Below are 26,525 nucleotides of genomic sequence, written 5' to 3' on the forward strand. Positions count from 1 at the left end.
GTGAGGGACAGGACTCGGAAATAGGCGTACGCTTTGCGTTCAGCTCGCGATGCCTTCCGGAATTCGCGTCTGGTCGGACTCGCAAAACTCAAGAATGGCGGCCGCTCGCGCCGTTTGCCGGCGCCGGATTCGGCCGCTCGGCAAGGGAGCTAGCGACCATGGCCACACTCTACCAGGGCAATGTCCCAACGATGGCCCAGCCCGCGGGCGCGGCTGGACCGGTGATCCGAACCATCCAGCTCTCCGATCTGCACGATGCGCTGAGGCGCGGTTGGGAAGACTTCAAGGCCGTTCCGAGCCACGCCATCATCCTCTGCGTGATCTACCCGGTGCTCGGCCTCGTGCTGGCCCGCGTGGTGATGGGCTATTCGGTCCTGCCGCTGCTGTTTCCGCTCGCTGCAGGCTTCGCCCTGATCGGTCCCTTCGCGGCACTCGGTCTCTATGAACTCTCCAGCCGGCGCGAACGCTATGAAGAAGCCAGCGCCTGGGACGCCATGGAAGTGCTGCGCTCGCCCTCCTTCGGGGCAATGCTCGGCCTCGGGACATTGCTGCTCGCTCTGTTCGTGACCTGGGTTGCGACCGCGCAGGCGATCTATGTCGCGGCGTTCGGGTATGAGGGCGTGACCGGCATGTCGGACTTCATGACGCGCGTGCTGACGACGCAGCAAGGCTGGTGGCTGATCGTGGTCGGCTGCGGTACGGGCTTCCTGTTCGCGCTCGCCGCGCTCTGTATCAGCGCCGTGTCGTTCCCGCTGATGCTGGACCGCCATGCCGGCGCGTTCGAGGCCATGAGCACCTCGCTGCGCGTCGTCGCCAGAAACCCGGTGCCGATGGCGGCCTGGGGCCTGATCGTGGCGGTGCTGCTCGCGCTCGGCACGATTCCGGCCTTCCTCGGCCTTGCCGTGGTGATCCCCCTGCTCGGCCATGCCACCTGGCATCTCTACCGCAAGGTGATCGTCTCGGAGCCCGGTGCACGTCCGGTGCCGCCCCCGCCGCAGCGTCCGCGCAAGCCCGCAGCAGACTTCCCGGCCAACCTCTTCCCCTGGCGTAACAAGACGGACGCCTGACGATATCGTGACATGCGATCCTGCCCCGGCTCGGGCAGGATCGCGCCCTCGCGCACGCCTTGCTTTGGCCGCGGTTCCGACCGAGATTGCGTGCGCCGGCCAGATCGCTCACGGAATTCATTACCTCGAATGACCTCGACGATTTCTCGTCTCGCTCTCGCAGCCTTCGCCCTCTCCGCCTCAATCCTGTCCGCCCAGCCAGCGTTTGCCGCGGTTGCCTGCGGTTCGGGCAGTTTCGACGCCTGGCTTGCGGATTTCAAAACCGACGCCGCGGCGAAGGGAATCTCGCAGCAGGCCATCACCGCCGGGTTGGCCGGCGTGACGCTCGATCAGAGCGTGCTGAACCGTGACAAGTCGCAAAAGGTCTTCACCCAGACCTTCGAGGAGTTTTCCGGCCGCATGGTGCCGCCGCGCATGCAGCGTGGCTCCAACATGATGAAGCAATACGGCTCGGTGCTATCGCGCATCGAGCAGGCCTATGGCGTTCCCGGTGAGGTCCTGGTCGCGATCTGGGGCCTGGAGACCGATTTCGGCGTCAACACCGGCAAGTTCGCCACGATCCGCTCACTCGCAACGCTGGCCTATGACTGCCGGCGCGCCGAGCAGTTCCGGGCCGAGCTGATGGACGCGCTGCGTATCGTCCAGCGCGGCGATCTCGCGCCCGCCGAGATGAAGGGCGCCTGGGCCGGCGAACTCGGCCAGACCCAGTTCATGCCGTCGTCCTGGATGAAATACGCCGTCGATTTCGACGGCAACGGCAAGCGCGATCTCCTGCACAACGCGCCGGACGTGCTGGCCTCCACCGCCAATTACCTCGCCGGCTACGGCTGGCAGAAGGGCAAGGACTGGCAGCCGGGCAGTCCCAATTTTGCGGTGCTGCAGCAGTGGAACAAGAGCGAGGTCTATTCCAAGACCGTCGCCTATTTCGCCACCCAGCTGGCACGCGCGCCGTAACTGCCCCCGACAAGACGCGTAGGGCCGATCGCAGCGCGACCGGCCCTCTCTTGTGCGCGTTTGCTTCCCGACGTTCTATTTGCCCATGGTGGCGTGCATCGCCTTGTTCAGGTGCATGCCGCAGGCGCCCATCTTGCCGTTGAGCAGCGAATCCTGCGCGGAGGCGATCTCCTTCTGGGCGACCGTCTTGCCGTCGCCGTCGGGCATGGCCTCGATCGCAGTTTCCGTCTTCTCCAGATTGGCCGAGCTGCAGCCGCCCATGGCGTGCTTGGCGGCCTGGGCCGGCGCAACGGCGAACGCGACGGCGGCAATGGCGATAACCCCGAGTAACTTCGTCATGACGTTACTTTCCTTCTCTTGTTCTTGAGACAGACCCCAGCGACATTGCCGGATTCTGCGAGACGACTTTCCTCCGGGCGCGGCAACTTGCCGCAATAAATTCCTCGCGAGAATTGCGTGATGTTGCGCGCCGCGCAGAGCGTCATGCGGAAATTCCGTTTTTCATTACATCCTTGTCATCAAGCCACACGCCCAGCGTGTGGGCGCTGCGCCGTCCCGAGGTGCGGAAGCGGCCGGGGCAGGGCCTGGAATGGACCTCACCCCCACATTTGCTGCGAAATCTGCTCCCGCCTTGAGAGGCCCTTCTCGGCTTCACACTACAGGCCAAATATTGAATATTGATTCATATTGAGGACCCCCTGCGCATGCGATTCGCGCATGTCGGACTTGGGTCTAGAAGCTGGAAGAGCGACTTGCCGGCGACCGGCCCGCAACTTATTTCCGCGATGATCGAGATCAAAGGCCTCCCGATAAACCCGTGAACTAACGGACACTTACCGTAATTCTCCGGCGATCTTGGGCAAGCTTTGGGCAGGAGCGCCTTTGCGTTAATCGTTCGTTACCACCGCTATGCGCCATTCGCTTAGCTGCATCGCAACATCGGAACTTTCGCACTGCACCACTCTCCCCTATATTCATTTCAACGATGAGGCCCCGGCAAGGGCTGAATCGAACTACAGGAGACTACCAATGCTGCTCTCGCTCATCCGCATGATCCAGGCCTTCCGGGACTATCAGCGCAATGTTGCTGAGCTGTCCCAGCTCAGCGATCGCGAATTGGCCGATATCGGCCTCGATCGCTCGGACATCCCGCGCGTTGCCGCCGGTCAGTACCAGGGCTGATATCGTTCAGCCCTCCACCGGAACGGACCGATAGCGCCCGCCTCGTGCGGGCGTTGTCGTTTCTGGTGGCAGAAAACTCGATCTCGGCGATTCCACTCCCCGCCGAAAAGCGCTACCTGTCCGCCCCATGACAGGACCCCATTCCAATAGTGTGCACGTGATCGGCGCCGGCCTTGCCGGCTCGGAAGCTGCCTGGCAGGTCGCGAAGGCCGGCGTGCCCGTGGTGCTGCACGAGATGCGGCCGACCCGCATGACCGAGGCGCACCGCACCGATGGGCTCGCCGAGCTCGTCTGTTCCAATTCGTTCCGCTCGGACGACGCCGCCAACAACGCCGTCGGCCTCTTGCATGCGGAGATGCGCCGGCTCGATTCGCTGATCATGCGCGCGGCCGACGCCAACCAGGTGCCCGCCGGCGGCGCGCTGGCGGTGGACCGCGACGGATTCTCGGCGGCGGTGACCAAGGCCCTCAACGATCATCCCCTGATCGAGATCGCCCGCGGCGAGGTTTCAGGCCTGCCGCCGGCCGAGTGGAGCAACGTCATCGTTGCCACCGGCCCCCTCACCTCCGCCCCACTGGCCGATGCCATTCGCGAGCTCACGGACGAGAATGCGCTCGCCTTCTTCGACGCGATCGCGCCGATCGTTCATCGCGAATCCATCGACATGTCGGTGGCCTGGTTCCAGTCGCGCTACGACAAGGTCGGCCCCGGCGGCAACGGCGCCGACTACATCAACTGCCCGATGACCAAGGAGCAGTATGACGGGTTCGTCGCCGCGCTGATCGCGGGAGAAAAGACCGAATTCAAGGAGTGGGAAACCAACACGCCCTATTTCGACGGCTGCCTGCCGATCGAGGTGATGGCGGAGCGCGGCCCCGAGACGCTGCGCCACGGCCCGATGAAGCCGGTCGGCCTCACCAATCCGCACGATCCCACCACCAAGGCCTACGCGATCGTGCAGCTGCGCCAGGACAACAAGCTTGGCACGCTTTACAACATCGTCGGCTTCCAGACGAAATTGAAATACGGCGAGCAGCAGCGCATCTTCCGCACCATCCCCGGGCTGGAGAAAGCGGAGTTCGCCCGTCTCGGCGGCCTGCATCGCAACACCTTCCTCAACTCGCCGAAGCTGCTCGACAGTCAGTTGCGCCTGCGCGCGCAGCCGCGGCTGCGCTTTGCCGGCCAGATGACGGGCTGCGAGGGCTATGTCGAGTCCGCCAGCGTCGGGCTGATCACCGGCCTCTATGCGGCAGCGGATGCGCGCGGCGAGACGCTCGTCAGCCCGCCGGCGACGACCGCGCTGGGATCTCTGCTTGGCCACATCACCGGCGGCCATATCGAGACCATCGAGCCGGGCACCCGCTCGTTCCAGCCGATGAACATCAATTTCGGCCTGTTCCCGCCGCTCGCGAGCGTGCCGACCAAGAAGCCCGACGGCACGCGGCTGCGCGGCAACGAAAAGACGGTGGCCAAGAAGCAGGCGATGAGTGCGCGGGCGCTCGCCGATCTCGATCGCTGGATCGCCGATCACCTGCGCATCGCCGCCGCTGCGTGAGTTCAAGATGAGCCTCCCCAAAGACGACGCCGCGACGCTGTCGGCGCGCTGGACCGAGGGCGTGCTGCTCAAGCGCGACGTGTTCTCGACCGTCGAGCGCGGCCGCTTCCGCGGCGAGACCGGCGAGGTCGATGCGGTGCTGCGCCGGCTCGACGAGGTGCCGTGGTGGTCATTCCTGCTGGCGCGCCATCTGTTCGCCCGCGAGAAGCATGCACTGCGGCTCGCCAAGGGCCTGAACGTCGGCCCCGAGTTGCTATGGGCCGGACGCCGTGCGCTGGTACGCGGCTTCGTCGACGGTGTCGCGCTGCATCTGGCAAAGCCGCACGGCGACCTCGCCTATTTCCGCTCGGCCAAGGCGGCTTTGCGCCGGCTGCGCCGCGCCGGCATCTGCCACAACGATCTTGCCAAGGAACAGAACTGGCTGGTCGGCCGCGACGGCCGCGCCTATGTCACCGACTTCCAGCTCGCCGCGTGCTTCAACAGACGCGGCCGGCTTTATCGCATCCTCGCTTACGAAGACCTCCGGCATCTGCTCAAGCACAAGCGCTCCTATGCGCCCGATGCACTGACCCCGCGCGAGCGAAAAATCCTCGCCAAGAAGTCGTTCGCCGCGAGCCTGTGGCTCGCCACTGGCAAGAAGGTCTACCGCGCCATCACCCGCGGGCTGTTCAACTTCACCGACCGCGAGGGCGGCGGCCGCAGGCTGGTCAACGATGCGCCGGTGCTGACCGAGTTGATCCGTAAGAATCCCGCCGTACGCGATACCGCCATCGTCGCTTTTGCCGACCGTCGCTCCGGCGTCGGGCTCTACGCCTTCGTCGAAGCCGATCAGGCCACGCTCGAAGGCCAGTTGCGGAACGACCTTTCTGCCGCCAAGGGGCCGAAACCGCCGGAACACATCCAGGTGGTGCACGCGCTGCCACGCGACGCCAGCGGCAAGCCGCGCACCGAGATCCTGCAGCTGGTTGCCATGAACCAGCTCGACCTGATCGAGCCGATGATGAAGAACGACCAGGACCGCGCGTTCCTCAAGGACATTCTGGAACAGCGCAAGAACCTGCGCGACCGCTTCAATTTCGAGGCGGACCTGCCGACGAGCTGACGGGCCGCCGCGCCTTGAAGCGTCCACATTGGCGATAGAGAAGCGGTCGGAGAATTGGGGGCGGTGGAGTCATGCGCAGGCAGTGGATAATGACGCGTGGTGGGATTGGCGCAATGATCGCCGGCCTTCTGCTGCTGAACGCCACAGCCGCGATGGCGGACTCACCGGCCGAGCTGATCTCGAGCTTCCGCCTCAAGCACGGCGAAGTCCGCGTCGTCCGCGATTCAACCCTCGACCGCATCGCCATGGACCAGGCCCGCGCGATGGCGGCGAAGGACGACCTCAGTCACGATGCGCTCGGCCCCTTCAACCGCCGCGTCGCGCCGGCCGGCGCCGGCCGCGCCGCCGAGAACATCGCCTACGGTTACGACAATTTCGAGAAGACGCTGGGACAGTGGATCGACTCGTCCGGGCACCGCAAGAACCTGTTGCTGCACAACGCCTCCCGCGTCGGCATCGCCAGCGCCAAGAACGCCAGCGGCAAGCGCACCTATTGGGCCATGGTGATCGCGGGCGATTACGAGCCGAAGGGCAAGGGCAAGAAAAAGGACAAGGAGCCCCTCGTTGCCGTGAAACGCGAGGCGACGCCCGCGAGCAAGCCGAAGCCCAGCAATTGTCACGTCAGGCTGCTCGGCCTCTGCATCTGAAGCGCGCGAGCCCATCTTGCTTGCGCTTGGCAACGCGCCTAATCCATGCACGAGATCGCAACAAGCGGAGGCGTGAGTGATCGACCTCGACCGAGTGCGCGCCGACACGCCAGCCGCCTCCCGGCTTGTATACCTCCACAACGCGGGCGCGGCCCTGATGCCTGCGCCTGTCGTCACGGCGATGAAGGGACACATCGACCTCGAGACAGAAATCGGCGGCTATGCCGCCGCCGACCGCGAGTCCGATCGGCTCGACGCGGTCTACGGTTCGGTGGCACGCCTGCTCAATGCAGCACCCGACGAGATCGCGCTGGTGGAGAACGCGACGGTCGCCTGGCAGATGGCGTTCTATTCGCTTCAGTTTCGCAAGGGCGACCGGATCCTGACCGCCGAGGCCGAATACGCCGCCAACTATGTCGCCTTTCTTCAGGTCGCCAAGCGCACGGGCGCCGTCATCGACGTGGTGCGGAGCGATGCCAGCGGCGAGCTCGACGTCGACGCGCTCGAGCGGATGATCGACGAACGGGTGAAACTGATCGCGATCACCTGGGTTCCGACCAATGGCGGGCTGGTCAATCCGGCCGCGGCGATCGGCAAGATCGCGCGGGCGCACGGTATTCCCTATCTGCTCGACGCCTGCCAGGCGGTCGGCCAGATGGCGGTCGACGTCGAGGCCATCGGCTGCGACATGCTGTCGGCCACGGGACGCAAATTCCTGCGCGGCCCGCGCGGCACGGGCTTTCTCTACGTCCGCCGGGCGCTGCTGCAACGGCTCGAACCGCCGATGATCGATCACTTCGCCGCGCCATGGGTCTCACGCGATGAATATCGGCTACGCGACGATGCCCGCCGCTTCGAGACCTGGGAGAACAATTACGCGGCCCGGCTCGGGTTGGGCGCGGCTGTCGACTACGCGCTCGATATCGGCATCGCTCCGATCGAACAGCGCTGCCGTATGCTTGCCGGCCGGCTTCGCAATGGCCTTGCGACCCTTTCCGGCGTCACCATTCGCGATCTCGGACGCGCCCCCGGAGCCATCGTCAGCTTCACGATGTACGGGCACGAGGCGGACACCATTGTCGCCAGCGCCGCTGCAGCCGGCATCACGATCGGCGCATCCGATCCGTCGAGCACGCGCATCGATGCCGAGCTTCGCGCGTTGCCGCATGTCGTGCGGGCATCACCGCATTATTACAACACGGAAGCCGAGATCGACCGGCTGATCGCGCATCTGGCGGGTTTGGCGCGGCGGTAGACTGCGCGCCGCTCAGGTGCAGCGGGCGCTCAATCCGGATGCGCTGAGCCTGGCCATCACCTCGTCGAGATGAGCGGCATCGCGGGTCTCGATGACGAGCTGCAGCAGCGTCGCCTTGGCCGGCAGCTCGGAAAAGGTCCGCTGGTGCGAGACCTCGATGATGTTGGCACCGGCCTCGGCGAGCAGCGCGGCCACCGCGGCCAGTTGTCCGGGCCTGTCGGGGATATCGAGCGATAGCTGGGTCAAGCGCCCTTCGCGCGCGAGCTCGCGCGTGAGGACGGATGCGATCAGCCGCGTATCGATATTGCCGCCGCTCAGGACGAGACCGACCTTATGCCCGGCGAAGCGGGTCGGATCGGACATCAGCGCGGCGAGGCCGGCGGCGCCGGCGCCCTCCACCACCGTCTTCTCGATCGAGATCAGGGTCGCGACGGCGCGCTCGAGCTCGGCTTCGTTGACGAGCGCAATGTCGTCGACGAGGCGGCGGACGATCTCCGTGGTGATCTTGCCGGGCGATTTGACCGCGATGCCTTCCGCGAGCGTATCGCCGCGCGCCGGCAGATTGCCGTCATGGATGGCGTTGTACATCGAGGGATAGAGCCAGGCCTCGACGCCCAAAATCCGCAGCGACGGCTTGATCGCTTTCGCCGCGATGGCGATGCCGCTGATCAGGCCGCCGCCTCCGATCGGGACGACCAGCGTATCGAGTTCCGGCACCGCTCTCATCATCTCCAGCCCGACGGTGCCCTGCCCTGCGATCACGAGCGGATCGTCGTAGGGGTGGACGAAGATCATGCCCCTCGCTTCGCCGTGGCTGCGCGCGAACGCGGCCGCCTCCTCCAGCGTCGCGCCGGTGACGACCACTTCCGCGCCGTGATGCCTGGTGTTCTCGACCTTCACCATCGGCGTGCCGACCGGCATCACGATGGTGGCGGGAATACCGAGCCGCTTGGCGTGATAGGCAACGCCCTGCGCGTGGTTGCCGGCGGACATGGCGATGACGCCGCGCGCACGCTCCTCGGCCGTCAGCGCGGTCAGGCGGTTGAGTGCGCCGCGCTCCTTGAAGGACGAGGTGAACTGGAGGTTCTCGAATTTCAGCCAGATCTCGCAGCCGCAGATGCCGCTCAGCGTGCGACTGTAGCTGCAGGGCGTCTCGACGACGGCCCCGCGGATGGTGTCGGCCGCGGCCTGAATGTCGCTTGGCGCGACCGGAAAGCCGCTCAGGTCCGGCGATGTGGTTTGGGACAACTCAGTCATAGGACAGCATAGAGCATCCGGCGGTTCGAGGCGATAAGCCAGCCGCTATTTGGTAAATTCCCGGGAACGTGAAGCCCGCCACAGCGTCCAGAGCGTGCGCAGCCGCGACGTCGGCTGCGGCGCGAACGGATTGCGGCCGGGCTGCGACAGGCGCTTCAGATCGGCCCTGACCTGGCTCAGCGGCAGGAACGCCGGATGCACCGCTGCCGGCACCTCCGCCAGCAGCGACAAGGCCGCGGTCAAATGCTGCTGCGCCTCCCCCGTGAGCTGCTCCAGCACGGCACGCAGGTTTGCCGTGTCCCTGCCGGCAAACACATCCTCCATTTCGCAGCCATGGCTCGCCAGGACCTGCTGCGGCAGGAAGAGCTGCCGGTGCGATGCATCGCGCGGCAGGTTCGTGATGATCTGCACGATGCCCTGCGCCAGCCCGGCATGGCGGGCGAGATGCTCGACCGCTTCCGATGACGGCGCCAAAACCTGCGCGGCAAGACCGAACAGCGCCGATGAGGTCGCGGCCAGATAGCCTTCCAGCGCCGCCGTCGTCGGCATCGGGTCGTTGTAGAGATCGAACTGGTGCTCGTCGACGAGCAGCGCCAGCGGCTCGACCGGCAGGTCGAAATCGCGGATCGCGCGCAAGAGCTCGGCCGCGACCGGATTGCCCTCGGCACTGCCGTGGACGAGGCCCGAGAACAGATCGGTCCACCATTGAAAGCGGATCTCGCCGGGCAAGGGCTGGCTCACCTGGTCGCGGACGCGGACGATCTCGACATTGAAGGCGTAGAGCGCCAGCAGCGCTCGGCGCTCGGCGGCGGGCGCGAACAGGGTCGCGGCATAGCGCGGGAAGTCGTGGCTGCGCACGAGATCGGCGCAGAAGGAAACGTTGTCCGGCGGCGGCGCGGCACTGCTCATGTGCTGTTCAGGGCACCGCGATCAGTGCAGCCGCGACCCGCCGCCGTTCACCGATCATGATGTTGTAGGTGCGCACCGCGGGGCCGGTCTGCATCGTGTCCAGCACCACCCTCACCGCTTTGAGCGCCTGGCGCAGCTCCGGCGGCGGCAGCCAGAGCCCGGTCCCGGTGCCGATCAGGAGCGTGTCGATGCCGCCCGCGGCTGCGAACACCCGGTCCAGCGAATAGCGGTCGATCTTCGCGGGATCCGTCACGTCCCAGGCCCAGATCGCCTCGGGCAGGCACAGCAGCGAGCCCCGGTGCGACATGCCGGCGAAGGCAAAGCCGCCCTTGCCATAGGCCTCGATCGGCGCCGAGCGCGGGAAATGCGGTGCGTTGGGATCGCCGGCCATATGCCTCGCCCGAATGAGCCTACCGCCCTCGCAAACGCCTGCGAGGGCATCCGGTTCGGATCATGCCTTGCTTTTCTTCGCCGGCGCAGCCTCGTCCTTCGCATCCTCGCGGTGCTCGCCGACGCCGAGATAGATCAGGATCGGCGCCGCGATGAAGATCGAGGTATAGGTACCGACCAGCACCACGCCGAACATCATCACCGCGGTGAAGCTGTGGATGGCGTGACCACCGAACAGGAGCAGCGCCAGCAGAGCCAGCGTCACCGTGAAATGGGTGATGATCGAGCGCGACAGCGTCGAATTGATGGACTCGTTGAGCAGCTGCGGCATCGGCATCTTCTTGTAGCGACGCAGCATTTCGCGGATACGGTCGTAGATGACGACGGTGTCGTTGAGCGAATAGCCCAGAATGGTCAAAAGCGCCGCGATACTGGTCAGGTCGAAATCGACCTGGCTAATCGACATGAAGCCGATCGTCAGCACGATGTCGTGCACGTTGGCGATCATGGCGCCCAGCGCGAACTGCCATTCGAATCGGAACCAGAGATAGATCAGGATCGAGACGATCGCGAGCATCAGGCCGAGCATGCCGTAGGCCAAGAGCTCGCCGGCGACGCGCGGACCGAGCACCTCGACGCGGCGGTACTCAATGGAATCACCGAGCGCGGTGCGGACCTTCTGTACGGCGTCCTGCTGCGCCTTGTCGCCGCCGGGCTGCTCGGCAACCCGGATCAGGACGTTCTCGGGGCCGCCGAACTGCTGTAGCTGGATTTCGCCGAGCCGCAAGCCCTCCAGCGTCGTGCGCATCGCCGCGATGTCGGCGGCGCCGGACTTGGCCCGCACCTCCAGCAGCGTGCCGCCCTTGAAGTCGATACCGAGGTTCAGGCCGTGGGTGAAGAACAGCGTGATCGCGACGATCGACAGCGCTGCCGAGATCGGGAAGCTGATGCGGCGGAAGCGCGTGAAGTCGAAATGCGTATCGTCAGGAACGATGCGCAACGACGGCAACAGGCCAAGGGCCGCGACCACGGTGAGAATGGCGATGAGGACGCCGAGCCCGATGAGAACGGTGTGAGTCACGATCAGGCTCCTAGATCGGCACGCTCTGCGGCCGCTTCCACCGTACCCACCAGGCCACGATCAGCCGGGTCATGGTGAAGGCGGTGAACACCGTGGTGATGATGCCGATGCCGAGCGTCACGGCAAAGCCGCGCACCGGGCCGGTGCCGATGTAGAACAGCACCGCGGCGGCAATGAAGGTCGTAATGTTGGAATCGAGGATGGTCGCCAGCGCCCGCTTGAATCCGGCGTCGATCGCGGAGATCGCGTTGCGGCCGCCGCGCAGCTCCTCGCGGATGCGCTCGTAGATCAGCACGTTGGAGTCCACCGCGATGCCGACGGTGAGCACGATGCCGGCGATGCCGGGCAGCGTCAGCGTGGCGTTGAGCAGCGACAACAGGCCGAAGATCATGGCGACGTTGATGGCCACAGCGATATTGGCGAACACCCCGAACAGCCGGTAGGTCAGCAGCATGAAGACGATGACGAGGATCGAGCCGACATAGGCCGCCAGTTCGCCCTTCTCGATCGAGTCCTGGCCGAGGCCCGGACCGACGGTGCGCTCCTCGACCACGGTCAGCGGCGCCGGCAGTGCGCCGGCGCGCATCAGGATTGCGAGATCGTTGGCGGACTGGACCGTGAAGCTGCCGGAAATCTGTCCCTGCCCGCCCGTGATGGGCTCGTTGATCCTGGGCGCGGAGATCACCTTGTTGTCGAGCACGATCGCGAAGGGCAGCCCGACATTCTCTTGCGTGGCCTGCGCGAACTTGCGCGCGCCCGACGTATTGAACTTGAAGCTGACGACCGGCTCACTCGTACGCTGGTCGAAGGTCGCCTGGGCGTCGATCAGATCGCCGCCGGCAACCAGCACCTGCTTCTTGACCACATAAGGCGTCGGCGGCGGCGACGCGCTCATCAGCAATTCGGAGTCCGGCGGCAACCTGCCCGCTTGCGCCTGGTCCGGCGACACGGTCGTGTCGACCATGCGGAATTCCATCTTCGCGGTCTCGCCGAGCAGCTTCTTCAGGCGGGTCGGATCCTGAAGACCCGGGACCTGCACCAGGATGCGATCGTTGCCCTGGCGCTGGATCACGGGCTCGACGGTGCCGAGCTCGTTGACACGGCGCTCGACGATCTGGATCGACTGCTCGATGGTCTTGCGCATGCGGTCGAGCATCGCGGCCTGCGGAACGGTCAGGCGGATCACGCCGCCGGCCTCGCTCACCTCGAGATCGCGCTGACCGCTGGATCCCATCAGGCCGCCCAGCGGCTGGGACAGTTCGCGCAGCTTGGCGAGCGCAGCCTGAACGTCGGTCTCCTTGGTGATGCGAACTTCGGCCGCGTCATTTCGGACGACCACGCCGCCGGTGAAGCCGATCTTGGCATCGCGCAGGGCGCGGCGCACGTCGTCGCGGACCTGGTCGAGCCGCTCCTTCTTCACGTAGTTGGAATCGACCTCGAGCAGCAGATAGGAGCCGCCCTGGAGGTCGAGGCCGAGCACGAGCCGCCGCTGCGCCCAGGCCGGCCAGGTCTTGACCTGCGCCTCGGGGAAGAAGTTCGGGACCGCGCAGAGGCACACGATCAGCGCCGTCAGGATGATCCCGAGCGCCTTCCACCGCGTGAAATACAACATCGACTGGACCTGTCAGATGGGGAGACTTGAGATGCTCGCGGACGCGCTCACTTCGAGGCGGCGTCGTCCTTGGCACTTTCCTTGGCGGCTTCCTTGCTATCCTTGGATTCCTTCGCCGGCTCGCCCTTGGCGCGCACGCCCGAGATCATCTGGCGCATCTGCCGCACCCGCACACCGTCGGAAATCTCGAACTCGATCTGGTCGTCGTCGACGACCTTGGTGACCTTGCCGACGAGGCCGCCGGAGGTCACGACGGTGTCGCCGCGACGGATGTTCTTCACGAGGTCGGCGTGATCCTTCACCTTCTTCTGCTGCGGACGCAGAATCAGGAAGTACATGATCACGAAGATCAGGGCGAACGGCAGCAGCGACATCAACATGCTGTTGGTGTCACCGGCGCCCGCAGCCTGGGCATACGCAGGGGTAATGAACATTCGGACGATCCTCGAGAGAACGGGGGGAAAGCCGGTCAGGCCCTCAAAGGCGACCGGCTCGGTCAAATTCGCGCGGACTATAGCGGCCATTGCCCCAATTGCAACGCTGCCAGACCGGCGATTTGGCCACCTTGCGGCGCACCGTCAGGCCCGATAAGGCTGCATTCTCAGGAACTTCGGACATGCCCAAAAACCTTAGCAAAAGCCCGGCCGGCAAAGGCCCCCGCACCCCTGCCAGAAAGCCCGCTCGCGTCGCGGCAAAACGCCCCAAGGGGGCCGTCACGGCAGCCCTCAAGACCGCCCCGGACCTCTCGCAGGAGCGCCTCGTCCGCGCGCTGGAGACCATCGCGGCGCACCTCGCCGCCCAGGGCAAGCCAGCGGTTGAACGCGAGTCGTTCGAACGGGCCGATGCCTATGTCTGGCACCCGGACGGCCGCCTCTCGGCGGTGCCGCGGGTCAGCCGCGTCGAGCTGTTCCTGCTCAAGGGCGTCGACCGCATGCGCGACATCCTGATGGAGAACACCGAGCGCTTCGCCAATGGCCTGCCGGCCAACAACGCCCTGCTCTGGGGCGCGCGCGGCATGGGCAAGTCGTCGCTCGTGAAGGCCGCGCATGCCCGCATCAATGCCGACCGCAAGGCCGCCGACAGGCTGAAGCTGATCGAGATCCACCGCGAGGACATCGAAACGCTGCCGTTGCTGATGGAGAAGCTGCGCGACTCCAGCTTCCACTTCATCGTGTTCATCGACGACCTCTCCTTCGATGGCAACGACGCGTCCTACAAGTCGCTCAAGGCCGTGCTCGAAGGCGGCATCGAGGGCCGGCCCGAGAACGTCGTCCTCTACGCCACGTCGAACCGTCGCCATCTGCTGGCGCGCGACATGATCGAGAACGAGCGCTCGACCGCGATCAACCCCGGCGAAGCCGTCGAGGAAAAGGTCTCGCTGTCGGATCGCTTCGGCCTGTGGCTGGGCTTCCACCGCTGCAGCCAGGACGAATATCTCGCCATGGTGCGCGGCTATTGCAGCCATTTCGGCGTTGAGATCGACGACGAGGCGCTGGAGCGCGAGGCGCTGGAATGGTCGACCACCCGCGGCTCACGCTCGGGCCGCGTCGCCTGGCAGTTCGTGCAGGAGCTGGCGGGACGACTGGGCGTGAAGCTGACGGCGAAGTAACGGGAGCTGTCTCCGCACCCAAACTGTCATCGCCCGAGAAAGCGTGCGATCCAGTATTCCAGAGATGATTGTTATCGATCGAGAGGCCGCGGCGTACTGGGTCGCCCGATCGAGCCGGGCGACGACAGTGTGCCTGTGGTGATTGCGAGCGCTACTCTGCGCCTGCCCCTCACGCCCCGTTCAGGAATTGAAGCGGGTCAACCGGGCTCGATCCCTTGCGGATCTCGAAGTGGAGCTGCGGCGACGCCACCTCCCCGGATTGACCCGACTTGGCAATGACCTGACCGCGCTTGATGGTATCGCCGCGCTTCACCAACAGCTCACTCGCATGGGCATATGCGGTGACGTAGCCGTTGGAGTGCCGAACCAGGACCAGATTGCCGTAACCCTTCAGCTCGTTGCCGGAATAGGCGACGACGCCGTCTTCGGCCGCCTTGACCGGCGTTCCCTCGGGCACCGCGAGATTGATGCCGTCATTGGACTTGCCGTTGGTCTTGGCGCCGTAGCTGGTGACCACCTTGCCGCGGACTGGCCAGCGGAAGGTCGGAAGCGCGCTGGTGGTCTCCGCGGCTTTCGCGGGAGCCTCAGTGGGTTTCTCTTCGACATTGGCGGTGGCCTGAGCGAGGCGCGCGCTCTGCACGGGCGCGGCGGCGGCCATCCTCGTGGCTGGCGCGGGCGCAGCCGCAACGGGCTGCAGCGTCCCCGCAACCGGAGCAGCCCCGACGGGGGCCGCAGCAACCGGCGCCGCGACGGCGGCGGTCTTGGCGCCGGGCACGGTCAGCTTGGTACCGAGCTTGAGCTTGGCCGAGGGATCAAGGCCGTTGGCGCGGGCGAGCTCGGCCGACGAGATATGATTCTTGCGCGCGATGCTGGCGAGCGTGTCGCCGTGATTGACGAAGTGCGTGCTCGACGGAGCAGCCATGGCCGCAACCGGCTTCGCAACCGGAGCTGCCGCGACCGGCGCCAGCGCCGGCGCTGCTGCGGGCGCAGCGGCTGTGGCCGGATGCGGAATGATCAGCTGCTGGCCGGGCGAGAGCGCGCGCGGGCCCTTGTAGCCGTTGGCGGCGAGGATCGCCTGCGGCGTGACGTGATAGCGCTTGGCGAGCACGTCGAGCGTGTCGCTGGTGCCGACGATGATCTTGGTCCCGCCAGCCGGCTGGGCGGCGGCAACGGAGCGCGGCGGCACGGTGGCCGTGGTCTCCAGATGCGGCTGCGCCGGGGGCGCGTAGGAGCTGACGCCGCGCCCGCCTCCGGACACGCCGCCACCACCCGCGACGGGATAGGATTGCGGAGCGGACACCGCCGGCGGCGGCAAGGGCTGCGACTGATAATAACCGGGCTGCGTCTGCGGCCGCGCATATTGCGGCAGCTCACGCGGCTGCTGCGGCGGTGCCTGCTGTACCGAACCGGTCTGGTCAGAGGCGAAGGGATTGGAGAAGTTCGACTGGGACAGTCGCGACGACATGTCGGCGCTGCACCCTGCGAAGCTGAAGGAGATCAGCGCCAGCACCGCGACCTGCGGCACGCGGCGCGAGTAAAGCAACTCGGCGACAGCGGACATGGTTACTCACTCGTACGCAACAGAACTGGTGTTTTAAGTAAACACGCGTCGAGTAAATAACGGCTTAACCCTCCCAATAAGATGTTGGCGGCACAGCCGATCCGGAATTCTACAGCTCCCGCGCCACGCCGGGCAGTGCCGGCACGAACCGGACCTCGACGAGTTCCCTGCGCTCGATCCCCCCTTCGGTCCGGGTCAGCCGGACCAGCGTCTGCACGCCCTGATGCGGGCCGACCGGCGCGATCAGGATACCCCCGACTTCGAGCCGCTCGACCAGGTTCTCGGGGATCTGCTCCATCGCGGCGGTGACGATGATGCGATCGAACGGGTCGATATTGGGCGGCAGGTTAAGCCCGTCGCCAAGCATCACCTCGACATTGTGACAGTCGAGCTTTTCGAGCCTGGCACGTGCCGCATCGGCAAGCTTGCGATAGCGCTCGACCGTCAGGACCTGGCCGGCGAGCCGCGACAGCACGGCCGCCTGATAGCCGGAACCTGTTCCGATCTCGAGCACACGATGCTGCTTCCGGAGTTGAAGCTGCTCGGTCATGTAGGCGACCACGAAGGGCTGGCTGATGGTCTGCCCGCAGGCGATCGGCAGCGCACTGTCCCGATAGGCACCGTCGCGATCGGCCTCGTCAACGAAGAGATCGCGCGGCACCTCCTCCATGGTTCGCAGCACCGCCTGATCGCTGATGCCCCGACGCCTCAGCGTGAGCTGAAACATCATCTTTTCCGGCGGGTGCTGATGGGAGGTCATCGCCTGCTTACGCTGTCTTGCCCGGCCCGGTGGGACATCATCAAGCCCGGACGCAGAATCTGTTCCTGCTCAGGAACTCATGATAGCCTTCGCGCGGGGCATTTGACCACAAATTGGCTTGCCACGGGCGAGCTGCGATGACCATTTTCGGGCATCCGTTCGTCGAAACGCGCATTGCGTCGATTCGTGTTATCTGCGAACGTTTTTGGCAAAGGGCAAGGACTCCACTATGACCGCGACAGGGCTTTCCGGCCGCTCTGTATTCCTCGTCGAGGACGAGGTGATGATCAGGATGATGGTCGCGGACATGCTGGAAGAGCTCGGCTACAAGGTCGCAGCCGAGGCCGGCGACATCACCGAGGCCATGCGGCTCGCCCAGGCGACCGAATTCGACATCGCCATTCTCGACGTCAACGTCAACGGCAAGGTGATCTCGCCGGTCGCCGACGTGATCAAGGCCAAGGGCCGCCCCTTCATCTTCGCCACCGGCTACGGCTCCTCCGGCCTGCCCGAGCAGTACCGCGACCGGCCGGCGCTGCAAAAGCCGTTTCAGCTCGACGCGCTCGGCAGGACCATCGAAGCCGCGCTGCGCGGCGAGTAGACGCTATTTCCAGATCTTCTTACTTCAACGTCGCGCTGAGCTCTTCCGAAAACGCTTCATTGGTGCGGTCGAGCCTGAGCGGCGTCACCGAGACGTAGCGCTCGCGCAGCGCGGCCAGATCGGTGCCGTCGGCCGGCGTGTCCAGCATCGCGCTGCGCTCGAAACCGATCCAGAAATAGGGATTGCCCCGGCCGTCCCTGCGCTCGTCGACCCTGAGGAAACCGAGATTGCGCTTGCCCTGGCGGGTGACGCGGATGCCGAGCACCTCCTCCGGCGCGCAGGAGGGGAAGTTGACGTTGATGACGGTGTCCTTCGGGATGCCTGCGGCGATCACCTTGCGCAGGATGTCGGGCCCGAGCTTGCGCGCGGTATCCCACGGCGGCCGCTCGCGGGTCTCGACGCTGAATTCCTGCGACAGCGCGAACGACGGCAGGCCGAGAATGGTGCCCTCCAGCGCGCCGGCGATGGTACCGGAATAGACCACGTCCTCGGCGACGTTGCGGCCCTTGTTGACCCCGGACAGCACGACGTCCGGCAGCTTGGCCCCGAGGATGTGGCGCGCCCCCATGATGACGCAGTCGGTCGGCGTGCCGCGCACGGCAAAGTGCCGCGGCCCGACCTCGCGCAGGCGCAAGGGATCGTTCAGCGACAGCGAATGCGACACGCCGGATTGGTCGAGCTCGGGTGCCACCACCCAGACATCGTCGGACAGCGCACGCGCGATCTCCTCGACCACCTTGAGGCCGGGGGCGTGGATGCCGTCGTCATTGGTGCAGAGAATGCGCATGCGAAGATTCGATTCCTGAAGGGGATCTGAGCCGTCTTATCCGGCTCCGGCCGATCAGGCAAACCGGGCAGATTTCGGGGTCGGTCAGGTTCCCTGGCCTGCTTTCTCTACCGGCGGATGCGCCATTGCGGCAGGAAGCGCGCGAGCCGCCCCTCCGCGCGCAGCTTCATCGCCGGCACGGCCGGACTGACGACCGGCGCCCCGATCACGCCGAGCGCCTCCAATTGCGCAACGAGCGGATTCGACTCCGGAAAGCGTTCGCGCGCCACCGTCAGCGCCTTGTCGAAGTCTGCTGCATTCACGCCGGGCTTGGCCCGCCGGCTCCGCACGAGATCGTCGTCCCAGAGCCGCGCGATCTCGATGTCGAGCACGCCGCGCAGGCGCTGGTCGACGGCCTGAATGCCGGCCCCCGTCACCGCCCATTGTCTGCCGACCCAGAAGATGTCGCGGTGCAAGGCCATGAACGGAGGGTTCGCGTTGCGGGGCCGGCAGGATAGCCGGCCGCCCGATCTTCGCAACCAAACGTTTTTTGCGTTTCAGGCAGGCAGCAGGATTTACTCCCGCCCGATCACCTTCACGCCGCCCATATAGGGCTGCAGCACGTCGGGGACCGCGATCGAGCCGTCCTCCTGCTGATAGGTCTCCATCACGGCGATCAGCGCGCGGCCGAGCGCGGTGCCGGAGCCATTCAGCGTGTGCACGAAGCGCGGCTTGCCATCGGGGCCGCGCGAGCGCGCATCCATGCGGCGGGCCTGGAAGTCACCGCAGACCGAGCAGCTCGAGATCTCGCGGAACGCCCCGCCCTCGCCCTGGCCCGGCATCCAGACCTCGATGTCATAGGTTTTTTGCGACGAGAAGCCCATATCCCCTGCGCAGAGCGTCATCACGCGATAATGCAGACCGAGCCGCTGCAGCACCTGCTCGGCGCAGGACAGCATCCGCTCCAGCTCGTCCTTGCTGGTCTCGGGAGTCGTGATGGAGACCAGCTCGACCTTGGTGAACTGATGCTGGCGGATCATGCCGCGCGTGTCGCGCCCCGCAGCGCCCGCCTCGGCGCGGAAGCACGGCGTCAGCGCCGTGAGCCGCATCGGCAACTGCTTCTCGTCGAGGATGGATTCACGCGCAAGATTGGTGAGCGAGACCTCGGCAGTCGGGATCAGGCCGAGGCGTTCTGTTCTCAGCCGTTCCTGATCGGGCGATGCAAGCAGCTCGCCCTTGATCGCCCAGAACTGGTCGTCCTCGAATTTCGGCAGCTGTCCGGTGCCGAACATGATCTCGTTGCGCACCAGCAGCGGCGGATTGATCTCGGTATAGCCGTGCTCGTCGACGTGCAGATTGAGCATGAACTGTCCGAGTGCGCGCTCGAGCCGCGCCAGCGCCTTCTTCAGCACGACGAAGCGCGCGCCGGAGAGTTTTGCCGCCGCCTCGAAATCCATATAGCCCAGCGCCGTACCGAGATCGTCATGCAGCTTCGGCGCGAAATCGTAGTTGCGCTTGTTGCCGAACACATGGCGCTGCACGTTGCCGTGCTCGTCGACACCATCGGGCACCTCGTCGAGCGGAATGTTCGGGATCGCGGACAGCTCTTTGGTCAGCTCCTCGTCGGCGGCCTTCGCGGCCGCTTCGAGCTCAGGCATCGTGGTCTTGAGCTCGGCGACTTCAGCCATCAGCTTGGCCGCGCGCGCCTCGTCCTTGGCCTTCTTGGCGTCGCCGATCTCCTTCGAGGCCGCATTGCGCCGCGCCTGCGCCTGCTCGGACGCCAGGATCGCCGCGCGCCGCGTCTCGTCGATCGCAAGCAGCGAGGCCGCCATCGGCTTCAGGCCGCGCCGGGCGAGGCCGGCATCGAAGGCTTGCGGATTGTCGCGGATCGATTTGATGTCGTGCATGGCTGTCTTCCCGTCATGGCCGGGTTCATCCCGGCCATCCACGTGTCTGCAGCCTTAGACCAAGTCGTGGATGCCCGGGTCAAGCCCGGGCATGACGAATCATGGGCTGAGCAGCGCTAACATAGAGCGAAAGCGCCCTACTCCGCCGGATTGGCCGGCGTCGAGACGTCGGTGCCGGTGGTGGCCTGCGCGGCAGCAGCCGCCTTCCTCTCCACCATGCCGACCGCAATGATCGAGCCCTCGTAGAGCGCGAGCAGCGGGATCGCCAGCGAGCATTGGCTCAGCACATCGGGCGGCGTCAGCACCGCCGCAATGACGAAGGCGATGACGATGAAATAACGGCGCTTCTCGCGCAGCATCTTCGAGCTCACGATTCCGATCCGGCCGAGCAGCGTCAGGATCACCGGAAGCTGGAAGGCGATGCCGAAGGCGAAGATCAGCGACATCATCAGCGACAGATATTCGCCGACCTTGGGCAGGAGCTGGATCTGCGCGGTCTCGTCGCTTCCGGCCTGCTGCATGCCGAGCGAGAAGCGGACCAGCATCGGCAGCACGACGAAATAGACCAGCGCCGCGCCGAGCACGAAGAAGAACGGGGTCGCGACCAGATACGGCAGGAAGGCCTGCTTCTCGTGCTTGTACAGGCCGGGCGCGACGAATTTGTAGATCTGCGTCGCGACGATCGGAAACGAGATGAAGCCGGCGCCGAACAGCGCGAGCTTGAGCTGGGTGATGAAATATTCCAGCAGCGCCGTGTAGATGAACTTGGAGTTCTCGGGGCCCGCGACCCACACGAACGGCCAGACCAGCACGTTGTAGATCTGCTTGGCGAAGAAGAAGCAGAAGATGAAAGCCACGCCAAAGCCGAGCAGTGCCTTGATCAGCCGCGAGCGCAGCTCGATCAGATGGTCCATCAGCGGGGCTTTGCTGGCCTCGATATCGGCGTCGGTCATGACGCTTTGGCGTCCTTGATCGCTTCGGAGGGCGCGGTGTCCTGCGCCACCTGTGCCTGCTCGACTTCACGGGTGATCGCAAGCGGCTCGTTCGCAGCTGCATGCGCCTCGGCTTCCATGAAGGTCGCGGGCGTCGGGGCCTCCGGCGTGGTGGGCGTTGTCGGAGGTTCAACGGTAGTCGTCGTGGATGTCTCCGCGGGCTTGTCGAGCGCATCGACGCGGAGCGCGTCGCTGACGTCCTTCTGCAGCGAAGTCAGCGGATTGAAGCCGGTTGCGGCTTCCTTGACCTCGTCAAAACTCTTCTTGAGGTCGGCCATCTCGGCCTCGCGCATCGCTTCCTGGAACTGGCCCTGGAATTCGGCGGCCATCTTGCGCGCCTTGCCCATCCACTGTCCGACCATGCGCAGCACGCCCGGCAGCTCTTTCGGGCCGATGGCGATCAGGGCCACGACCCCGATGAGGACCAGTTCACTCCACCCGATGTCGAACATGAGGTCTTCCGTTGACGCGAAGCCGCAACTCAGCCAAGCCGCAACCGGCCCAATCCCTTGCGCACAGGATCGGGGCGGCTACCCGCCTCTCGCGTGCTTCTTTCGGCTCAGACGGCCTTGCTGCCGACGTCGGACCGCGCCGCGGTCGGCGCATTGTTGTGCTCGATGGACTTGGCCGGCTCGGGCTTCTCGGCGGGCTTGTCGTCGTCCTGCATGCCCTTCTTGAACGCCTTGATGCCCTGCGCCACGTCGCCCATCAGATCCGAAATCTTGCCGCGGCCGAATAGCAGCAGGACCACTGCGATCACCAGGATCCAGTGCCAAATGCTGAGTGAACCCATCCTGCAACCCTCCAAACGCGCATGGCCGGGGACCCGGCCGATCTTCACCGAAACCTAGGCTTGGCAGGCCTCAAAAACAAGGACCAAGGCAGCGCCAATTCGCTGTAGGCGCTACGTAATCTTGCTAGTGTTAACCGGTCGCAGGGCACCGGTGAAAGGCCGGAGCCTCACTCTTCGGCGCCGCCTTCGCCGCCGCCCTCATTGCCGCCGTCCGGTGCCCCCTCCGACGTCTCGGGCTCGACCGCAGGCGCCAGCGCCAGATCGAGATCCTCGCCCGGTTCCAAGGGGTCCTCGTCCTCGCGGAGCTGCGGATCGTCCGACGGGGTCGGCACGCTGAAGCCGGTCGGCAGGCGCGAATCCAGCAGGCCCGTGCCCTTCAGCTCCTCCAGGCCCGGCAGATCGCCGAGTTGTTCCAGGGTGAACTGCGACAGGAAGTCCTCGGTGGTTCCGAAGGTCAGCGGACGGCCCGGCGTCTTGCGCCGACCGCGCGGCTTGATCCAGCCGGTTTCCAGCAGCACGTCGAGCGTGCCCTTCGAGGTGACGACACCGCGGATCTCCTCGATCTCGGCGCGCGTCACGGGTTGGTGATAGGCGATGATCGCCAGCACCTCGATCGCCGCGCGCGACAGGCGGCGGGTTTCGGTGCTCTCCCGCGTCATCAGCCAGGCGAGATCGCCGGCCGTGCGGAAGGTCCATTTGTTGGCCACGCGGACGAGGTTCACCCCGCGCATGGCGTAGTCGGCCTGCAGCTGCTCGAGCGCGGCCTTGACGTCGACTCCCTCGGGCATACGCTTGGCCAGCGTCGCGGTATCAAGCGGTTCACTCGATGCGAACAGCAGCGCTTCCAGCAGCCGCAATTCCTCGGGACGCGCCTGGGTTTCGTTCTCCATTGGCTCGGCCTCTTCTACCCGCACTTCAGCCAGGCTTGCCATGGCAGATTCTCCTTCTTGCACTTAAGCGACCGGCGCATCAGGCGCGGGAGCTGCGTCCGGGACCGGTTTCGGGCGCCCTTTCCGGAAATAGATGGGCGCGAATGCCTCTTTCTGGTTCAGCTCCAGCTGACCTTCGCGCACCAATTCGAGCGCGGCGGCAAAGCTCGAGGCGAACACCGTCGCGCGCTGCGTCGGATCGGCGACGTGGCGGATCAGGAAGTCGTCGAGCACGCCCCAGTCATCCTGCTCGGTGATGCTGCCGACCAGCCGCTCCAGCGTGGCGCGCGCTTCCGCAAGCGACCACACCGTGCGCTTGGCCAGATGCACGCTTGCCAGCACGCGCGACTGACGCTGCGAGGCATAGGCGGTGAGCAGATCGTACAGCGTCGCCGTGTATTTCGGATGCTTGATCTCGGCGATCTGCTCGGGCTCACCGCGCGGGAAGATGTCACGCTGCAATTGCGGCCTGTTCATCAGGCGGTTGGCGGCCTCGCGAATGGCCTCCAGCCGGCGCAGACGGTTGGCGAGCGCGGTAGCCATCTGCTCGGCGCTCGGGCCTTCCGCGCTCGGCGGCTCGGGCAGCAAGAGGCGCGACTTCAGGAAGGCGAGCCATGCGGCCATGACGAGATAGTCGGCGGCAAGCTCGAGCCGGATCTTTCGCGCGGCCTCGATGAAGTGGAGATATTGGTCGGCCAGCGCCAGAATCGAGATCTTGGCGAGGTCGACCTTCTGCTGCCGGGCCAGCGCGAGCAGCAGGTCGAGCGGCCCCTCATAGCCCTCGACGTCCACCACCAACGCCGGCTCACCCTCTGCGAGCTCTGCGGGCCGCCCGGTTTCAAACGATAGGATTTCTGCGGTCATGCGGATGCCGTGTTTGCCCGTGCGATCAATGCGTCCAGCTCAGTGCGTGCGGCGACCCGGTCGAACGGCTGCGGTGCCTTGCGGGCGGCGAGCGCGGCATTCGCCCGCTCCAGCGCCCGGCCCGACAGCTCAGGTGTCTGACCGGCAACCGCGCGCATTTCCTCGATGTTGCCGTTGCAATGCAGCGCCACGTCGCAGCCGGCCGCGAAGATGGCGCGGGTCCGCTCGGCGATATTCCCCGACAGCGCGTTCATCGACACGTCATCACTCATTAACAAACCCTGGAACCCGATTGCGCCGCGAATCACGTCAGCAATCATTGTCGCAGATGTCGTCGCCGGATGGGCGGGGTCGACCGCGCTAAACACAACATGTGCAGTCATCGCCATCGGCAGATCCGACAGCGGCTTGAACGCGGCGAAGTCGGTCCGCTCCAGCTCATCCTTCGGCGTATCCACCGTCGGCAACTTGAAATGGGTGTCCGCGGTGGCGCGGCCATGGCCTGGAATGTGTTTGAGGACCGGGAGCACGCCGCCCTGCTCCAGCCCTTCCGTGACGGCCCGCGCGATCGCCGCGACCTTGGCGGGCTCCGTGCCGTAAGCCCGGTTGCCGATCACGGCATCGGCGCCCGGCACCGGCACGTCAGCGAGCGGCAAGCAATCCACGGTAATGCCGAGATCGGCGAGATCGGCCGCGATCAGCCGGGCGGACAGGCGCGCCGCGGTGAGTCCCAGCGCCGAATCAGTGTCGTACAGGGTCGAGAAAACAGCGCCCGGCGGATACACCGGCCAGTGCGGCGGCCCCAGCCGCTGCACCCGCCCGCCTTCCTGATCGATCAGCACAGGCGCGTCGGGGGCACCGGCCGCCGTCCGCAATTCCGCAACCAATGCAGCAACTTGAGCTGGGGTTGCGACATTGCGCTTGAAGAGGATGAAGCCCCACGGGCGCTGCTCGCGGATAAACTCCCGCTCGGCGGCGGTCAGTTCCGTTCCGGAAACGCCGGTAATGAAGGCCCGCGTGCTCATAACGGCCGATTAACCCTGCCCCGTCAGAGGGTCAAGGAATCGGCGGATAATACTACGGGATAAAGCATTGCCCGCCGGCCGCCATCAGCTCCTTGCAGAACTGCGAGGCCTCCTGGCGCGTCCGGTAGGGACCGACCAACGCACGGTACTTCACCTTTCCATCGGACAATTCGGTGCGCCTGATCACCGCCGAGCGGGAGCCCAGGACCGACGGATACTTCCCCTGCGTCACGCGATACGACTCCCTGGCCGCCGCTTCGGTGTCCTGGGACGAAACCGACACCATGACGCCATGGCTCTCGGGAGCAGCGTTCGGCGCGATCTGGGTCGGCGTGGTCGCAGCCATGCGCTGCGGCGATTCGGCGGCAGGTGCCGATTGTGGCGCCAGCGAGAGCGGCTGGTTGGCGCTGGCATTGGCCGATGTCGGCGGATTGCGCGGCGCGGCTGGCGCTGCGACTGGCTTCGGCGGAGCTGCCGGCTTGGAGGCCGCAGCCGACTGCGGCGTGGCGCTGTCGGTCTGATCACCCTTCACGGCGACAGTCCTGATCGGGCGCGGCGAATTGTTCGGCAGCGTGCCGTTGCTTGCGCCCGGCGGCGGCACCGCCGATGGCGATACGCTTGCGACCGACGGCGGGTTCGCATTCTGGTTCAGTGGCGGGAACACGACGCGGGGGCCGCCCGCCTTGGCGTTGACGTCGACCGGCGCCTCTTCGCGCGGCACGATCTTCTCGGCGCCATCGCCGCTCACCATGCGATCCGGCACCTTGGACGCGGAGTCCGACGGCGCGGGCACGATCTTGGTCGGCGTGTTGTCGGCCTTGATGATCGGCGGCTCGCCGCTGCGGGGCGAGCCGATATAGGTCTTGTAGGCGAACGCCGCCCCAGTGCCGACCACGGCCAGCGCCAGGATCGCCGCGACCGTCATCATGCCGCCGCGCTGCTTCCTGGGCTCGTCGACCTCCGCATCGGGATAGTCGCTCTGATACGCGTAGGGATCGTCCGGGTAGGCCGGATCGCGCTGATAATCCTGCTCGCCAGCCTCGAGCCGGCCATAGAGCGCATCGTCATAGCGCGACGGATCCGGCTGCTGATACGGCTCCTGATAGGCCGGCTGCTGGTAGGCCTGATCCTGCTGCGGGTAAGCCTGCTGCTGATGAGCCTGCCCTTGATAGGCGTGATCCTGATAGGCGTGATCCGGATAGGCCTGCGGCTGATGGAGATCAGGTGCGGGCGCGGCCGGCTCGGCCGAATAGCGATGCAGCGGATGGACCGGGCTGACCGACACTGGATAGTCAGGCTCGGAGACTGGAGCCGGCGCCGGCTGCACGTTGGCGCGCCGCATCCATGAGGGCGGCCCGGGCGGAGGCGGCGGAGCCTGCTCGGCATAGTCCTGCTGATACTCGTCCTGCCGATAATCGTCGTCTTGATAGCTTTGTGCGGGCGCAGGAGTAGCCGGCGGACGGGCAGCTGGCCGCGACTGCGCGGCAAACGGATCGGTCTGTCCGATCAGGCGGGCGAGCTCGGCCAAGGGATCGCTGTCCGCCTTCCCACGCTGATCGCCACCGCGACCATAGTCATCGGAAGGAAACGGTCTGTCCTGATATCGTTCGGCCATCGTGATGATGCGTCCCTTCGGGAAAGCCGCGCGCCCCTCGACCAAGGCACGGCTTTCGACCCACAAGGCTTTCAACCAAGTCTAAGCGATCC

At 65.8% G+C, this 26,525-nt stretch carries 28 protein-coding genes; 9 read left to right on the plus strand and 19 right to left on the minus strand.

The window, feature by feature from the left end:
- Nucleotides 1-158: 158 nt before the first annotated feature.
- Nucleotides 159-1,067: a DUF2189 domain-containing protein gene (locus UNPF46_RS17655; protein ID WP_142250840.1), complete on the plus strand. Its 909-nt coding sequence runs from the start codon at nucleotides 159-161 to the stop codon at nucleotides 1,065-1,067.
- 129 nt (nucleotides 1,068-1,196) lie between these two features.
- Nucleotides 1,197-2,021: a lytic murein transglycosylase gene (locus UNPF46_RS17660; RefSeq protein WP_142250841.1), complete on the plus strand. Its 825-nt coding sequence runs from the start codon at nucleotides 1,197-1,199 to the stop codon at nucleotides 2,019-2,021.
- 75 nt (nucleotides 2,022-2,096) lie between these two features.
- On the opposite strand, the gene UNPF46_RS17665 is transcribed toward UNPF46_RS17660, so the two are convergent.
- Nucleotides 2,097-2,360 carry a hypothetical protein gene (locus UNPF46_RS17665; RefSeq protein ID WP_142250842.1) on the minus strand — a complete coding sequence of 88 codons (264 nt, stop codon included), beginning with the start codon at nucleotides 2,358-2,360 and terminating at the stop codon, nucleotides 2,097-2,099.
- 690 nt (nucleotides 2,361-3,050) lie between these two features.
- Between UNPF46_RS17665 and UNPF46_RS17670 the strand changes: the two genes are divergently transcribed.
- The 5 genes from UNPF46_RS17670 to UNPF46_RS17690 all read left to right on the plus strand — a co-directional run bounded on the left by UNPF46_RS17670 (nucleotide 3,051) and on the right by UNPF46_RS17690 (nucleotide 7,762).
- A complete protein-coding gene (locus UNPF46_RS17670; protein ID WP_007590701.1) occupies nucleotides 3,051-3,203 on the plus strand; it encodes a DUF1127 domain-containing protein in 153 nt (50 codons plus the stop codon).
- Nucleotides 3,204-3,330: 127 nt separating this feature from the next.
- A complete protein-coding gene (gene trmFO / locus UNPF46_RS17675) occupies nucleotides 3,331-4,758 on the plus strand; it encodes a methylenetetrahydrofolate--tRNA-(uracil(54)-C(5))-methyltransferase (FADH(2)-oxidizing) TrmFO (protein ID WP_142250843.1) in 1,428 nt (475 codons plus the stop codon).
- 7 nt (nucleotides 4,759-4,765) lie between these two features.
- Nucleotides 4,766-5,860 (plus strand): serine/threonine protein kinase, encoded by a 1,095-nt coding sequence (locus UNPF46_RS17680; RefSeq protein WP_181769988.1) that lies wholly within the window; start codon nucleotides 4,766-4,768, stop codon nucleotides 5,858-5,860.
- Nucleotides 5,861-5,931: 71 nt separating this feature from the next.
- Complete coding sequence (locus UNPF46_RS17685) at nucleotides 5,932-6,507, plus strand: CAP domain-containing protein (RefSeq protein WP_142250845.1); 576 nt, start codon at nucleotides 5,932-5,934, stop codon at nucleotides 6,505-6,507.
- Nucleotides 6,508-6,583: 76 nt separating this feature from the next.
- Nucleotides 6,584-7,762, plus strand: a complete 1,179-nt coding sequence (locus UNPF46_RS17690; RefSeq protein WP_142250846.1) for an aminotransferase class V-fold PLP-dependent enzyme — start codon at nucleotides 6,584-6,586, stop codon at nucleotides 7,760-7,762.
- Nucleotides 7,763-7,774: 12 nt separating this feature from the next.
- On the opposite strand, the gene UNPF46_RS17695 is transcribed toward UNPF46_RS17690, so the two are convergent.
- From UNPF46_RS17695 to yajC, 6 genes are read right to left on the minus strand one after another with little or no spacing between them, the layout of a single operon-like run.
- Nucleotides 7,775-9,019, minus strand: a complete 1,245-nt coding sequence (locus tag UNPF46_RS17695) for a threonine ammonia-lyase (RefSeq protein WP_100174865.1) — start codon at nucleotides 9,017-9,019, stop codon at nucleotides 7,775-7,777.
- A 45-nt stretch (nucleotides 9,020-9,064) separates the two neighbouring features.
- Nucleotides 9,065-9,928, minus strand: a complete 864-nt coding sequence (locus tag UNPF46_RS17700; RefSeq protein ID WP_142250847.1) for a phytoene/squalene synthase family protein — start codon at nucleotides 9,926-9,928, stop codon at nucleotides 9,065-9,067.
- A gap of 7 nt (nucleotides 9,929-9,935) precedes the next feature.
- Nucleotides 9,936-10,319 carry an Mth938-like domain-containing protein gene (locus tag UNPF46_RS17705; RefSeq protein WP_142250848.1) on the minus strand — a complete coding sequence of 128 codons (384 nt, stop codon included), beginning with the start codon at nucleotides 10,317-10,319 and terminating at the stop codon, nucleotides 9,936-9,938.
- A gap of 60 nt (nucleotides 10,320-10,379) precedes the next feature.
- The gene (gene secF / locus UNPF46_RS17710) at nucleotides 10,380-11,399 is read right to left on the minus strand and encodes a protein translocase subunit SecF (protein ID WP_100174868.1); all 1,020 of its coding nucleotides are present in this window, start codon (nucleotides 11,397-11,399) and stop codon (nucleotides 10,380-10,382) included.
- Nucleotides 11,400-11,409: 10 nt separating this feature from the next.
- Entirely contained in the window at nucleotides 11,410-13,011 is a 1,602-nt protein-coding gene (gene secD / locus UNPF46_RS17715) for a protein translocase subunit SecD (RefSeq protein ID WP_100174869.1), read from the minus strand.
- Nucleotides 13,012-13,058: 47 nt separating this feature from the next.
- The gene (gene yajC, locus UNPF46_RS17720; protein ID WP_142250849.1) at nucleotides 13,059-13,445 is read right to left on the minus strand and encodes a preprotein translocase subunit YajC; all 387 of its coding nucleotides are present in this window, start codon (nucleotides 13,443-13,445) and stop codon (nucleotides 13,059-13,061) included.
- Nucleotides 13,446-13,627: 182 nt separating this feature from the next.
- Here yajC and UNPF46_RS17725 point away from each other — a divergent pair, with 182 nt between their 5' ends.
- Nucleotides 13,628-14,620, plus strand: coding sequence for an ATP-binding protein (locus tag UNPF46_RS17725; protein WP_142250850.1), 993 nt, complete (start codon nucleotides 13,628-13,630; stop codon nucleotides 14,618-14,620).
- A 169-nt stretch (nucleotides 14,621-14,789) separates the two neighbouring features.
- Here UNPF46_RS17725 and UNPF46_RS17730 read toward each other — a convergent pair whose 3' ends face one another.
- Nucleotides 14,790-16,181: a LysM peptidoglycan-binding domain-containing M23 family metallopeptidase gene (locus UNPF46_RS17730; RefSeq protein WP_142250851.1), complete on the minus strand. Its 1,392-nt coding sequence runs from the start codon at nucleotides 16,179-16,181 to the stop codon at nucleotides 14,790-14,792.
- A 109-nt stretch (nucleotides 16,182-16,290) separates the two neighbouring features.
- Entirely contained in the window at nucleotides 16,291-16,941 is a 651-nt protein-coding gene (locus UNPF46_RS17735; RefSeq protein WP_142250852.1) for a protein-L-isoaspartate(D-aspartate) O-methyltransferase, read from the minus strand.
- A 229-nt stretch (nucleotides 16,942-17,170) separates the two neighbouring features.
- Between UNPF46_RS17735 and UNPF46_RS17740 the strand changes: the two genes are divergently transcribed.
- Nucleotides 17,171-17,542 carry a response regulator gene (locus tag UNPF46_RS17740; protein WP_100176156.1) on the plus strand — a complete coding sequence of 124 codons (372 nt, stop codon included), beginning with the start codon at nucleotides 17,171-17,173 and terminating at the stop codon, nucleotides 17,540-17,542.
- Between the two features lie 19 nt (nucleotides 17,543-17,561).
- Here UNPF46_RS17740 and surE read toward each other — a convergent pair whose 3' ends face one another.
- The 10 genes from surE to UNPF46_RS17790 form a co-directional block, all read right to left on the minus strand.
- Nucleotides 17,562-18,329, minus strand: coding sequence for a 5'/3'-nucleotidase SurE (gene surE / locus UNPF46_RS17745; RefSeq protein ID WP_100176155.1), 768 nt, complete (start codon nucleotides 18,327-18,329; stop codon nucleotides 17,562-17,564).
- 107 nt (nucleotides 18,330-18,436) lie between these two features.
- Entirely contained in the window at nucleotides 18,437-18,790 is a 354-nt protein-coding gene (locus UNPF46_RS17750; protein ID WP_142250853.1) for a hypothetical protein, read from the minus strand.
- 93 nt (nucleotides 18,791-18,883) lie between these two features.
- Nucleotides 18,884-20,215, minus strand: a complete 1,332-nt coding sequence (gene serS / locus UNPF46_RS17755; protein ID WP_142250854.1) for a serine--tRNA ligase — start codon at nucleotides 20,213-20,215, stop codon at nucleotides 18,884-18,886.
- A 137-nt stretch (nucleotides 20,216-20,352) separates the two neighbouring features.
- Nucleotides 20,353-21,168, minus strand: coding sequence for a twin-arginine translocase subunit TatC (gene tatC / locus UNPF46_RS17760; protein WP_142250855.1), 816 nt, complete (start codon nucleotides 21,166-21,168; stop codon nucleotides 20,353-20,355).
- The gene (gene tatB, locus UNPF46_RS17765) at nucleotides 21,165-21,659 is read right to left on the minus strand and encodes a Sec-independent protein translocase protein TatB (protein WP_100176151.1); all 495 of its coding nucleotides are present in this window, start codon (nucleotides 21,657-21,659) and stop codon (nucleotides 21,165-21,167) included. Before tatB ends, tatC begins: the two co-directional genes overlap by 4 nt.
- A gap of 107 nt (nucleotides 21,660-21,766) precedes the next feature.
- Nucleotides 21,767-22,000: a twin-arginine translocase TatA/TatE family subunit gene (locus UNPF46_RS17770; RefSeq protein WP_028145381.1), complete on the minus strand. Its 234-nt coding sequence runs from the start codon at nucleotides 21,998-22,000 to the stop codon at nucleotides 21,767-21,769.
- Nucleotides 22,001-22,167: 167 nt separating this feature from the next.
- A complete protein-coding gene (gene scpB / locus UNPF46_RS17775; protein ID WP_174718838.1) occupies nucleotides 22,168-22,932 on the minus strand; it encodes an SMC-Scp complex subunit ScpB in 765 nt (254 codons plus the stop codon).
- Between the two features lie 21 nt (nucleotides 22,933-22,953).
- Nucleotides 22,954-23,793 (minus strand): segregation and condensation protein A, encoded by an 840-nt coding sequence (locus UNPF46_RS17780; RefSeq protein WP_018642200.1) that lies wholly within the window; start codon nucleotides 23,791-23,793, stop codon nucleotides 22,954-22,956.
- The gene (nagZ, locus tag UNPF46_RS17785; RefSeq protein WP_142250856.1) at nucleotides 23,790-24,818 is read right to left on the minus strand and encodes a beta-N-acetylhexosaminidase; all 1,029 of its coding nucleotides are present in this window, start codon (nucleotides 24,816-24,818) and stop codon (nucleotides 23,790-23,792) included. The genes UNPF46_RS17780 and nagZ overlap by 4 nt, the downstream gene beginning before the upstream one ends.
- A 52-nt stretch (nucleotides 24,819-24,870) precedes the next feature.
- The gene (locus UNPF46_RS17790; protein ID WP_142250857.1) at nucleotides 24,871-26,433 is read right to left on the minus strand and encodes an SPOR domain-containing protein; all 1,563 of its coding nucleotides are present in this window, start codon (nucleotides 26,431-26,433) and stop codon (nucleotides 24,871-24,873) included.
- Nucleotides 26,434-26,525 lie beyond the last annotated feature (92 nt).

Source organism: Bradyrhizobium sp. UNPF46, from assembly GCF_006658625.1.
In the GTDB taxonomy this organism is placed as follows: Bacteria; Pseudomonadota; Alphaproteobacteria; order Rhizobiales; family Xanthobacteraceae; genus Bradyrhizobium; species Bradyrhizobium nitroreducens.